The following is a 12,104-nucleotide window of genomic DNA, read 5'->3' on the forward strand; positions in this document are numbered from 1 at the left end:
ATCTTTTCGCCTGCGGATAATCGTCCGCAGGTTTTTTATTAATCCAATTCCTGAACCGTGAAAAAAATCTGCTTAAAAGCATTGTTTGTCCTGCTGTCTGTTTCCGCTTTGGCTCAGACAAACAAGAAAGTTGCTTCCAAACCGTCTAATCTGGCGCGGCCGAAACTTGTTGTCGGCATTGTGGTGGACCAAATGCGTTATGATTACTTGTATCGCTATTACGATCTCTATCCTGAAGGAGGTTTTAAGCGCATGATGAATGAGGGTTTCAACTGCCGTAACAATCATTACAGTTACGCATTAACGGTTACCGCTGCCGGGCACGCTTCGGCTTACACGGGATCCGTTCCCGCGATTAATGGCATTGTCGGCAACGAATGGTTTGACCCGATTACCAAGCAAAGCATTTATTGTGTAGAGGACAGCACTGTTAAAACCGTTGGAAGCAACAATCCGACTGTTGGGAAAATGTCGCCGCGTAACCTGCTCACCAGCACAGTTTCGGATCAGCTTCGGATTGCAACTAATTTTCGGAACAAGACAATTGGCATAGCGATTAAGGATAGGGGATCGATTTTGCCAGCGGGTCACACCGCGAACGGTTCTTACTGGTTTGATTCCAAAACCGGGAATTGGGTTACGAGCACTTACTACATGGAGGAATTGCCGCAATGGGTGAAGGATTACAATGCGAAGAAAATGCCTTCGGAATATTTGAAAAAAGGTTGGCAATTATTGCTTTCTGCAGACGCTTACACGCAAAGCTCGGCGGACGATGTGGATTGGGAAGGCAAGCTTCCGGGCGCTAAGCGTCCCGTTTTTCCTTATGAGTTGGCGGGCTTGGCTGGCGATGCATTTGGTGTTGTAACCGACACGCCGTGGGGAAACACGATCACCAAGGAAATGGCGATTGAAGCTGTGAAGGGGGAGAATTTGGGTAAAGGAAAAGATACGGACTTTCTGGCCATCAGTTTTTCTTCGACAGATAAAATCGGGCATAGGGTAGGACCAAATTCTGTGGAGCAGCAAGATGATTTTCTGAGGCTTGATAGAGAATTTGCTGATCTCTTTGCATTTCTGGATGGATGGGTTGGCAAAGGCGAATACACCGTTTTCCTGACGGCCGATCATGGCGTTGTGGATGTTCCGGGCTTTGCGGCTGCTAATAAGCTGCCTTCTGGATTGGTTGAACGGCGCGTTGTAGTTTCTACGATTGACAATGCATTAGACGACACTTTTGGCAAAGATAAATATGTGCTTAGCCGTGAAAATAACCAGCTTTACTTTGATCACACGCTTTTGCAAAAAAAGAAAATCACCATTGCTGCGGCGACCGAAGTGATTCGTGAAGCATTGCTGAAAGTGCCCGGTGTGGCCGATGTGCTTAACCTTACCGATCTTGGAAAAGCGCCTTTGAACACGTATCAATTGGAATTATATAAAAACAATGTGAATGCGAAGCGCAGCGGCGATGTGCAGATCATTACCGAGCCGGGCTGGTTTTACGGAACGTCAACTGGAACATCTCATGGGACGCCTTACAACTACGATACGCAGGTTCCTTTCGTCATGTTTGGCTGGGGAATTAATAAAGGCGAAACATTGCGCAGGACATCGGTTTCAGACATTGCACCGACGATTGCTTCTCTGCTGCACATTTTGCCAGCAAGTGGAAACATTGGAAATCCAGTTGAAGAAGCGATAAAAAAGTAAGTTTTTAGACAAAAGAAAACGCTGCAACATTCAGGAAAACAGAATGTTAAGCGTTTTTATGAATAAATATTTCAGGACTCTTCCACTATCAGCAGGATTCCGTCTGCTTTTCTTAATAACGACTTTACTTCCCGCTGCGATTGTCGTGTGATTTCCGGAATTGGCCTTCCATTCAGCACCACGATAATAAATTTTTCCTTCTCCTTCGGCAGGAATGTCTTTGATCACCATCGCCGTTTCGCCTTCGAACTCTGTATATTCCGCAGCGCCCTTTCGGTCGAGCAATCTTCGCGCATGCTTGCGCAGCACAAACATGGAAACAAGGGAAATGATTGAAAATGCAATGATCTGACTTTCGGTGCTGTTAAGCAGGCCGAATGCTGCGAGTAATGATGTAAACAATGCGCCAATTGCGAAAAACACAAAGACAAGTAAAACGCTGACCAATTCCGCAATCAGCATGATCAGACCGACAATGAGCCATATTTGAGGCAACGACAAATCCATACTATTTCTTCGGTTCCGATTTAACAACAGTGAGTGCAGTGGCTATGAGAGAGCCCATATCGGCAAGATTTGCAGGAAGAATTAATGTGTTTCCTGCCTTGGCCAGCTTACCAAATTGCTCGACATAATTTTCGGCCACTTTCAGCTGAACGGCTTCTACGCCGCCTTCCATCTGGATCGCCTGTGCCACGAGTTTGATACTTTCCGCCGTCGCTTCGGCAACAGAACGCAATGCTGCTGCTTCACCTTCCGCCTCATTTATTTGTCTTAACCGAAGCCCTTCTGATTCCAAAACGACTTTTTGTTTCTGACCTTCCGCAACATTAATAGCGGCTTGCTTTTCTCCGTCCGACTGCAAAATGACAGCCCTTCTTTCTCGTTCCGCCTGCATTTGTTTCTCCATAGCGATCAAAACGCTTTGAGGCGGTGTAATATTTTTGATCTCGTAACGCAATACTTTCACGCCCCAGCCCGTGGCCGCTTCATCGATGGATTCCACGACCGCGCGGTTAATGGTACATGCGTTCTTCAAATGTTTTGTCTAGATCAAGTTTTTCCGATCTCGCTTCGCATTGTGGTTTGAGCGAGCTGAATTACTGCAAAAGTGTAATCTGCAATGCCGTATGCGGCCTTTTTGGGATCAATAACCTGTATGAAAATGACTCCGTCCATACGCACCTGCACATTGTCGCGCGTAATGCATATCTGTTCGGGAATGTCGATAGCCGTTTCTTTGAGCGTGTATTTATAGGCAATGCGGTCAAAAAAAGGAATGATGAAATTGATGCCAGGTTGAAGGACCGCATAAAATTTGCCAAGCCGCTCCATAATATACGCGGTTTGCTGCGGGATGACCTTTACGGTCATCAGAATAGTAAATACAACGAGAACTAATAATACTACGAGTGGAGTCATAATGAGTCAGGTTATGGTCTATTGCGAAAATAACCATAACGTTTCTGCCTTCCTACTCCGACTCCCATCAGCGACTCGGAAACTTGCTCGTCGGTTTATGACTGGGATGGATGGTTTTTGAAATATCAATCTTTCAAGATTTCTTTTGATATTACCATCTTCTGGATTTCACTGGTTCCCTCGCCGATGGTGCAAAGTTTGCTGTCCCGGTAGAATTTTTCAGCTGGATAATCCTTTACAAAACCATAGCCGCCAAAAATCTGAACCGCTTCATTCGCAACGCGGACTGCTGTTTCTGAGGAGTGATATTTGGCAACGGAGCTCGCCAGGGTCACTTTTTGTCCGGCATCCTTCATTGCGGCTGCATGGAAAGTCAGCAAAGACGACGCCTGAACATCCGTATACATATCAGCAAGTTTGAATGCAATCGCCTGAAAATCACAGATTGCTTTGCCAAATTGCTTGCGCTCTTTTGAATAAGCAAGCGCAGCTTCATACGCACCAAGTGCAGTGCCTACACCCAATGCTGCAATGGAAATGCGGCCGCCATCAAGCACTTTTAATGATTGTACAAAGCCATCACCGATTTCACCAAGGCGCTGACTGTCGGAAACGCGGCAATCCTGGAAAATCAGTTCAACTGTTTCGGATGCACGCATGCCTAATTTGTCTTCTTTTCTGCCTGAGCTGAAACCGGGCGTGCCTTGTTCTATAATGAATGCAGTGGCCCCGTGCTTGTCTCCCGGCTCGCCGGTTCGTGTTATAATGACGGCGACATCGCCGGTTTTTCCGTTGGTGATAAAATTTTTGGAACCATTAATAATCCAATCGTCTCCGTCACGCACGGCGACTGTGCGCATATTGCCAGCGTCAGATCCTGTATTGGGTTCCGTAAGGCCCCATGCACCAACATGCTGGCCGGAAGCGAGATTTGGAAGATATGTTTGTTTCTGGCTTTCATTGCCAAACATCAGGATATGATTGGTGCAAAGCGAATTGTGCGCAGCCATGGACAAGCCAACCGAAGGATCGTTTTTGGAAAGCTCGATAATTGCGGTCACATATTCCTTATATCCAAATCCGGAGCCGCCATACTCCTCGGGGACAAGCATGCCCATGAGGCCAAGTTCTCCCATGCTGTTAAAGAGCGTTTTAGGGAATTGCTGCGCTTCGTCCCAAGTCCTGATGTGTGGTCTGATATGAATTGCGGCAAAGTCCTTAACGGTTTCACGGATCATATTACAGGTTTGTTCCCGCTGACTTTCAATTATATCCTGATTTACCAAATCCATATTCGTTGATGATTATATTTATGTCGCTCAATGTTAGCAAGAATTGGAAACATTTCCCTATCCGTAAACGAACAAATCCTACATCATGCGGTGAAGATTCATTTAAAAAAATTACTTTTGCATAAAGCCAATTTTTGCCGACTTGGTTTAATACAATATTTTAACGTTAATTAATAAGTGTCGTAACAGCTATATAATAATTATCACATTTTTATGAAAATTGCAGTTGTAGGAACAGGTTACGTTGGTTTGGTTACCGGAACATGCTTTGCCGAAACGGGCAACCAGGTAACCTGTGTTGACATTGATGTCAGAAAAGTGGAACGTTTGCAAAAAGGGGAGATCCCGATTTACGAACCGGGTCTGGACGTTCTTTTTGATCGCAACGTTGCTGAGGGAAGGTTGTTGTTCACAACTAATCTAGCAGAAGGAATTAAAGATGCCGAGGTTATATTCCTTGCACTTCCTACACCTCCGGGAGAAGACGGGTCTGCTGACTTGAAATATATCCTGGAAAGTTGCAGATGATCTGGGCCATATTCTTGACAAATATGCTGTGATCATTGACAAGAGCACCGTTCCTGTTGGAACTGCTGAAAAAAGTAAATGCGGCCATCGCAGCCAATGCAAAAGTTGAATTCGACGTTGTTTCAGGCCCTGCGTTTTTAAGAGAAGGTGTTGCCGTTGAAGACTTCATGAAGCCTGACCCGCGTTGTGGTCGGAACTTCGTCTGAAAAAGCGAAAACAGTGATGGAGAAATTGTACGCTCCATTGGTAAGACAAGGCAACCCGGTTATTTTCATGGACGAGCGTTCTGCGGAAATGACCAAATATGCTGCCAATTCATTCCTTGCCATGAAAATTACTTTCATGAACGAGATCGCTAACCTTTGCGAGAAAGTGGGTGCGAATGTGGATGACATCCGTCGCGGAATCGGAACGGACAGCCGCATTGGAAAACGCTTTTTGTTTGCAGGAATCGGTTACGGCGGAAGCTGCTTTCCAAAAGACGTGCAGGCGCTTGCGAAAACTTCGAAAGATTTTAACTACGACTTCCGCATCCTGCAATCTGTTATGGATGTGAATGATGATCAGAAGAAAAAGCTTTTACCAATGGTTGATAACTATTTTGGTGGCAGCTTGAAGATAAAACGATTGCAGTATGGGGCTTGGCGTTCAAACCTTATACAGATGATATCCGCGAAGCACCAGCTTTGGAAAACATCAATGCATTGCTTGAAGCAGGCGCACGTGTGACTGTTTACGATCCGGAAGCGATGAACAATGTAAAAGGAATTTTGGGAGATAAAGTTACTTTCTGCCACACGCCTTATGCAGCTTTGGACGACGCTGATGCATTAATGATCTTCACTGAATGGCCTCAGTTCCGTACACCTGAATTTGAAAAAATGGGTAAACTGCTTAAAAACAAAGTAGTTTTTGACGGAAGAAACCTCTATGAACTGGAACAAATGCGTGAAATGGGTTACACCTATTACAGCATTGGAAGAGAAAAAGTGATTCCAGCCTGAGGAAGTCCAAAATAAACATCTAACCTATCTCATTTTTAAATGAAACGTGTATTAATCACCGGAGCAGCGGGTTTTCTGGGTCTCACCTTTGCGAGCGTTTTCTGAAAGAAGGCATGTACGTGATTGGGATGGACAACCTGATTACTGGCGATATGCGGAACATCGAGCATTTGATGCCGGATCCCAACTTTGAATTCAATCACCACGATGTTACGAAATTCGTTCACGTGCCTGGTGACCTGGATTATATCATGCACTTCGCGTCTCCGGCCAGCCCGATTGACTATCTGAAAATTCCTATTCAAACGCTGAAAGTGGGCGCGATGGAACGCATAATTTGCTCGGCCTTGCCCGCGTAAAAAAAGCACGTTTCATCATTGCTTCTACATCTGAGGTTTACGGAGATCCGTTGGTTCACCCGCAAACAGAAGATTACTGGGGACACGTGAACCCGATCGGGCCACGCGGTTGCTATGATGAAGCAAAACGTTATCAGGAAGCGATTACGATGGCATATCACCGTTATCACGAACTGGAAACACGCATTGTAAGGATCTTTAACACATATGGTCCTAGAATGCGCCTCAATGACGGACGTGTATTGCCAGCATTCATCGGGCAAGCGCTTAGAGGGTGAGGATATTACAGTGTTTGGTGATGGTTCTCAGACGCGCGCATTCTGCTATGTGGATGATTTGGTTGAAGGAATTTACCGTTTGCTGATGAGCGATTACGCATTGCCTGTCAACATTGGTAACCCATCTGAAATCACGATTGGTGAGTTTGCTGAGGAAATTATCAAACTAACCGGAACAGATCAGAAAGTAATTTATCAGCCACTTCCGCAGGACGATCCAAAACAGCGTCAACCGGACATTACATTGGCGAGAGAAATATTAGGCTGGGAACCAAAAGTTTCGCGTGAAGAAGGTCTCCGGATCACTTACGATTACTTCCGCAACCTGCCGAAAGAAAGGTTGTACGAAGAGTCGAACCACAGAGGCTTCGAAAGTTTCAGCAGCACAAAATAGCTTACCAATAAAAAATCCCGCTTTTGCGGGATTTTTTATGCTCTTATAAAAGAGGTTCGGCTGCTGCTAAACTTCCATAATTTCTTTTTCCTTCGCATTAAAGATCTGCTCCACTTTGGTTATAAAACCGTCGGTGAGTTTTTGAACGCGGTCTTCGCTTAATTTAACCAAATCCTCTGCAACGCCTTCTTTGGTCAGCTTGCGCAATGAATTGTTAGCATCCTGACGAATGTTACGAATGTTTATTTTCGCGGTCTCAATCTCGTTTTTCGCGCGTTTAACCAATTCCCTTCTGCGTTCCTCATTCAACGGCGGAACGGAAATCCGGATCATTTCACCATCATTCGAAGGCGCAAAACCCAAGTTGCCATTGCGGATCGCCTTTTCAATTTCGTTAATTATCTTTTTCTCAAACGGTCTGATGGCGATAGTCCTTGCATCGGGCGTGTTAATGGTAGCCACATTCTGCAAAGGCGTCATAGAACCATAATATTCAATCTGAAGGCCTTCAAGCATCTGAGGTGATGCTTTTCCTGCACGTATTTTACCCAACTCAATGATAAGGTGTTTGATGGCGCCTTCCATGGTGTCTTTGGCGTCCTCCAGATATAATTCTATTTCTTCCATTATTTTGTAGTAAGATATTGTATTACTGCTAGTTAGATATCAGTGTGCCTACTTCTTCGCCCATTACCAAATCAAACAGGTTTCCGGGTTTGTTCATATCAAAAACGATGATCGGCACATTATTTTCCTTACAAAGCGTGAAAGCCGTCAAATCCATGATTTTCAGATTCTTGGACAGCGCTTCATCGAAAGTCAACTGCGTGTATTTTGTAGCAAGCGGATCTTTCTCCGGGTCAGCTGTGTAAACGCCGTCAACGCGAGTTCCTTTCAAAACCACTTCCGATTCTGACTCGATTGCGCGCAAACCGGCAGTTGTATCCGTAGTGAAATATGGATTTCCTGTTCCCGCACCGAAGATAACAACGCGGCCTTTTTCAAGGTGACGAATTGCCCTGCGACGGATCAACGGTTCACAAACCTGCTCCATTTTAATGGCAGACATCAGACGCGTGTTCATGCCATGTTTTTCAAGAGAGCTTTGTATTGCCATGCCATTGATAACAGTGGCCAGCATGCCCATATGGTCGCCCTGCACCCGGTCAATACCCGATTTTTCGACCGATGCACCGCGGAAGATGTTTCCACCGCCGATGACGATTGCAATTTGAACGCCTACTTCGGCAATTCTTTTGATTTCTTTGGCGTAAGCATCAAGAATGTTGAAATCGATAACCTGGCCTTTGTCGCCTCCGTTAAGTGCTTCTCCGCTAAGTTTGAGTAGTAAACGTTTATATTTTGGTTCGGGCATGATGGTGATGTAGGTGTTTTCGACCGTAAAAATAAGGGTAGGAAGTTAAGATTAACAAGTAATTTATTGAAACTTCCAGCAATACCTGATTTTTTTCAACGATTTGTCCTGCCGAGACTTTCAATGTTTTTACAATTCCGTTTCCGGACGATTTGATTGTGTTTTCCATTTTCATCGCAACCAGCACCAGCAAAGTGTCTCCCTTGTTAATGCTGTCCCCTTCCGCAACAGCAACGGACTGGATCAAACCCGGCATAGGCGCTTTAATGTTGTTGATTTTATTGGCGCTGCTGTTTTGCAAACCCATTCCTTCGAGAAGCAAGTCGAGCTCGTTTTTTGCCTTTGTATATAAATGCTGCCCATTGATCAAAAGGTGCACCGATTTGTCGGCAGCATTGTAATCCAGCACTTCAATGTTGTATGATTTATTTTGCCAAATCGCGTGGTAATGATTTTTGCCAATGGACACAATGTCACCTGTAAAAGGCTTACCGCCAATCGCCCATTGACCTTTATCATTTGAAATGACAAAATGCTCACCAGTTGAAGCCTCAGCATTATCGGATGCAGGATTACCCGAAACGGTTACTTTCAGCATATTGCTTCGCTGTATTCGTGGACAACTTCCTGGTAAAATGCCGTCCAGCTCTTCATAAGTCATGCCTTCAACAAGTCGCATACGGAATGGTTTGAAGTGGTCTAATCCTTTGAAATAATTGGTATAATGTCTGCGCATTTCAAAAACCCCTGCAACCGGCCCTTTCCAGCGAATGGAGAATTCAAGGTGTTTGCGGCAAACGGCCACGCGCTGTTCCATCGTCGGCGGCGCTAGCTTTTCGCCTGTTTTGACAAAATGCTTGATCTCGTTAAAGATCCACGGATTTCCAATCGTCGCACGGCCGATCATAATGCCGTCAACGCCAAACCTGTTTTTGTATTCCAATGCTTTTTCGGGCGAATCCACATCGCCATTGCCAAAAATCGGAATTGTAATACGCGGATTGTCTTTAATCATGGAAATCAATGTCCAATCAGCCGAGCCTTTATACATTTGCACGCGCGTGCGCCCATGCACCGAAAGTGCTTGAATGCCAATGTCCTGCAACCGTTCAGCCACTTCCTGAACATTCTTCGTGGTTTCGTCCCAGCCCAATCTCGTCTTCACTGTAACCGGCAAATGCGTCGACTTGATCACCGCCTCGGTCATCCGAACCATTTTGGGGACATCCTGCAACAGCGCAGCACCGGCACCGCGACAAGCCACATTCTTCACCGGGCAACCATAATTTATATCGATCAAATCCGGGTTCACGCGTGAAGCAATTTCAGCGCAAGACCCCATCGTTTCCACGTCACTTCCGAAGAGCTGAATGCCCACAGGGCGCTCATATTCAAATATATCCAGCTTTTGCACACTTTTTGCCGCATCACGGATAAGCCCTTCCGAAGACACAAATTCAGTGTACATCAGATCGGCCCCATTCTCCTTGCAAACTGCTCGAAACGGTGGGTCGCTCACGTCCTCCATGGGTGCCAGAAGGAGCGGGAAATCGCCCAGCGTTATGTTTCCTATTTTTACCATAACATTAGGGAAGGCCCCTGAATCTTATTTTTAAATTCATAATTAACTGTAAATTTACACCAATTATGCAAAATAGTAACCCGATTCAGGTTGTTTCCCGAGTGCCAGGCTTATTGGGCAGTTTAATGGTTTTGACCGGCTTTGTGTTAATTGGCATGGCCATAGGCAATGTTCTGGCTGTGATGATCATTGCGCTTTACATGAAAGTTGACCCTGACAATATTACAACCATCCTCAATCAGCTGATCACAAATCCTGCCGGCGTAAAAAACGGATGGTATGCGCTCATGATGTTGCAGGGAACGGTCCACTTCTTTTCCTACCTGCTTCCTTCGCTTGTTTTCTGGATTTATATCGAGCGTAAGACGATCAGTCAATTCGATTTTCGTGAAAAACCTGCATTCAGGATCTGGTTACTGGCTTTTTTGCTTGTGTTGGTTTTTATTCCTGCCAATAGCAAATTCATTGAATGGAATGCTGCGATGAAGCTTCCCGATGCTTGGTCTGGTCTGGAACTCTGGATGCGTGAAAAGGAAGATCAGCTTTCGGTCATGACTGCATTCATGACTAATTATACAAAATTCAGCCAGCTGCTAATTGCCCTGGTAATTGTTGTGCTGCTTCCTGCATTAGGTGAAGAAGTGCTTTTCAGAGGCATTATTCAAAGAAAACTTGTGGGCGCATGGCAAAATTACCATTTAGGGATCTGGGTTGCGGCTGCGATTTTTAGCGCCATACATTTCCAGTTTTACGGATTCCTTCCCCGGATGTTGCTTGGTGCACTGTTTGGTTACTTATATTACTGGACCGGAAATTTATGGATTGCCATTCTCGCACACTTTGTCAATAATGGTTTTGTGCTGGTAATGATGTATTTGAATAACATTGGCGTGCTGAACATTAACATTGAAGAAACGAAATCGATGCCAGTGATGCTGGTGGTTTCTTCTGTACTGGTTACAATAGGCATGTTATTTTCTATCCGTAAAGCGGGAGAATCGAAGCGTCATGTGATGGTGACGGATAATGAGTTTTAATTTTTAATTTAATTAATTGATATGGCTGAGCAATGGGCGAAGGCATTCCAGAGCGGACAAGTTATCCGCGCGGAAATTGCACGTGAAATATTAGAGCAAAACGGAATAGCAGCCGTCATTGTTGACAAAAAAGACAGCAATTATCCGGTTTTCGGGATGTATGAAGTGCACGTCCCGGCAGTTGACCTCCCTCAGGCCCAAACGATTATAACGAATGAAGCAGCGCTTAGAGAAGCTGAATAATTTACAGCAGCGGGCAATAACGGCACTGGCTGGGGTTTTTGTGATCATAAGTTGCATTCTTTACAGTGAATTGACCTTTTTACTTCTTTTCTGCACCATAAGTTCGCTCACCCAACTGGAATTTTATAAGCTCCTCGGCCTGGATGGAAATCAGCCGCTGACATATTATGGAACATTCTGTGGCACAGTCATGATGTTACTTGCGTATCTGATAGAACAGGACTTTGTCCCGTTTGAAAATTACTTCATTATCAGTCCGCTTTTGTCCATGATATTTTTTATCAAGCTTTATAAAAAGAATGACCTGAAACCGTTTACCAACATTGGATTTACATTTCTAGGAATCATTTATGTAGCGCTTCCTTTTGCATTGATCATTGTAATGGCCATGCGCGGCGGAGTTTACAATTATGAGATCGTTCTGGGAAGTTTGCTGCTGCTATGGGCGTCTGACATTGGCGGTTATTTTGCAGGGACGAAATTTGGAAAACGGAAGCTGTTTGAGCGCATTTCACCCAAAAAATCCTGGGAAGGCGCGATGGGCAGTGCAGTTTTTGCCGCATTCATCGCATTTGCGCTCGGTTATTATTTCCGTACCTTCGAACCCTGGAAATGGTATTGCATCGGGGCCATAATCGTAGTCGTCGGCACATATGGTGACCTTGTGGAATCGCTTTTCAAGCGGAGCATTGCTATCAAAGATTCCGGGAGTAGTATTCCGGGTCACGGCGGCTTTTTAGACCGGTTCGATGGTTTACTTCTTTCGGCTCCGTTTATCGTCACTTTTTTAAAGCTCTTTTCCTGAGCGCCCGCATTAGTCGGCAAAAAGGGCAATGCCCTGTGAAATAGGTCGTTTGTAAATCAGGAATGAATTTTT

11 protein-coding genes and 3 pseudogenes are annotated in these 12,104 nt (G+C 45.0%); 6 read left to right on the forward strand and 8 right to left on the reverse strand.

All coding sequences use genetic code 11. The annotated features are described in order from the left end of the window. Window positions 1-57 precede the first annotated feature (57 nt). Window positions 58-1,713: an alkaline phosphatase PafA gene (pafA, locus tag AC0IYG_RS10900; RefSeq protein ID WP_471711109.1), complete on the forward strand. Its 1,656-nt coding sequence runs from the start codon at window positions 58-60 to the stop codon at window positions 1,711-1,713. A 30-nt stretch (window positions 1,714-1,743) separates the two neighbouring features. Here the strand turns inward: pafA and AC0IYG_RS10905 are convergent, their stop codons facing one another. The 4 genes from AC0IYG_RS10905 to AC0IYG_RS10920 all read right to left on the reverse strand — a co-directional run bounded on the left by AC0IYG_RS10905 (window position 1,744) and on the right by AC0IYG_RS10920 (window position 4,373). Next, window positions 1,744-2,220: an NfeD family protein gene (locus tag AC0IYG_RS10905; protein ID WP_471711110.1), complete on the reverse strand. Its 477-nt coding sequence runs from the start codon at window positions 2,218-2,220 to the stop codon at window positions 1,744-1,746. A gap of 1 nt (window position 2,221) precedes the next feature. Next, window positions 2,222-2,752 carry an SPFH domain-containing protein gene (locus AC0IYG_RS10910; protein ID WP_471711111.1) on the reverse strand — a complete coding sequence of 177 codons (531 nt, stop codon included), beginning with the start codon at window positions 2,750-2,752 and terminating at the stop codon, window positions 2,222-2,224. Window positions 2,753-2,766: 14 nt separating this feature from the next. Continuing rightward, window positions 2,767-3,135 (reverse strand): SPFH domain-containing protein, encoded by a 369-nt coding sequence (locus AC0IYG_RS10915; protein WP_471711112.1) that lies wholly within the window; start codon window positions 3,133-3,135, stop codon window positions 2,767-2,769. Window positions 3,136-3,260: 125 nt separating this feature from the next. Next, window positions 3,261-4,373 (reverse strand): acyl-CoA dehydrogenase family protein, encoded by a 1,113-nt coding sequence (locus AC0IYG_RS10920; protein ID WP_471711113.1) that lies wholly within the window; start codon window positions 4,371-4,373, stop codon window positions 3,261-3,263. A gap of 267 nt (window positions 4,374-4,640) precedes the next feature. On the opposite strand from AC0IYG_RS10920, the pseudogene AC0IYG_RS10925 reads away from it, so the two are divergent. Together AC0IYG_RS10925 and AC0IYG_RS10930 are read left to right on the forward strand one after the other, a co-directional pair. Next, window positions 4,641-5,959: pseudogene (locus AC0IYG_RS10925) on the forward strand (UDP-glucose dehydrogenase family protein). 39 nt (window positions 5,960-5,998) lie between these two features. Continuing rightward, a pseudogene (locus AC0IYG_RS10930) lies at window positions 5,999-6,990 on the forward strand (UDP-glucuronic acid decarboxylase family protein). Window positions 6,991-7,056: 66 nt separating this feature from the next. Here the strand turns inward: AC0IYG_RS10930 and frr are convergent. From frr to dusB, 4 genes and pseudogenes are all read right to left on the reverse strand, one after another. Then, entirely contained in the window at window positions 7,057-7,617 is a 561-nt protein-coding gene (gene frr / locus AC0IYG_RS10935; protein ID WP_471711114.1) for a ribosome recycling factor, read from the reverse strand. Window positions 7,618-7,645: 28 nt separating this feature from the next. Beyond that, window positions 7,646-8,365, reverse strand: coding sequence for a UMP kinase (gene pyrH / locus AC0IYG_RS10940; protein WP_471711115.1), 720 nt, complete (start codon window positions 8,363-8,365; stop codon window positions 7,646-7,648). Continuing rightward, window positions 8,346-8,963, reverse strand: a complete 618-nt coding sequence (locus AC0IYG_RS10945; protein WP_471711116.1) for an acyl-CoA carboxylase biotin carboxyl carrier protein subunit — start codon at window positions 8,961-8,963, stop codon at window positions 8,346-8,348. The genes pyrH and AC0IYG_RS10945 overlap by 20 nt, the downstream gene beginning before the upstream one ends. Further along, a pseudogene (dusB, locus tag AC0IYG_RS10950) lies at window positions 8,957-9,947 on the reverse strand (tRNA dihydrouridine synthase DusB). Before dusB ends, AC0IYG_RS10945 begins: the two are co-directional and overlap by 7 nt. Before the next feature lie 65 nt (window positions 9,948-10,012). Between dusB and AC0IYG_RS10955 the strand changes: the two are divergent. Genes AC0IYG_RS10955 through AC0IYG_RS10965 form a run of 3 tightly spaced genes read left to right on the forward strand, consistent with a single transcriptional unit; the run spans window position 10,013 to window position 12,032 of the window. Further along, window positions 10,013-10,984 (forward strand): lysostaphin resistance A-like protein, encoded by a 972-nt coding sequence (locus AC0IYG_RS10955; protein ID WP_471711117.1) that lies wholly within the window; start codon window positions 10,013-10,015, stop codon window positions 10,982-10,984. Window positions 10,985-11,005: 21 nt separating this feature from the next. Beyond that, window positions 11,006-11,227, forward strand: a complete 222-nt coding sequence (locus AC0IYG_RS10960) for a putative signal transducing protein (protein ID WP_471711118.1) — start codon at window positions 11,006-11,008, stop codon at window positions 11,225-11,227. Next, window positions 11,199-12,032, forward strand: coding sequence for a phosphatidate cytidylyltransferase (locus AC0IYG_RS10965; RefSeq protein ID WP_471711119.1), 834 nt, complete (start codon window positions 11,199-11,201; stop codon window positions 12,030-12,032). Before AC0IYG_RS10960 ends, AC0IYG_RS10965 begins: the two co-directional genes overlap by 29 nt. Window positions 12,033-12,104: the final 72 nt, after the last annotated feature.

It is taken from the genome of Dyadobacter sp. AC419, assembly GCF_979253085.1.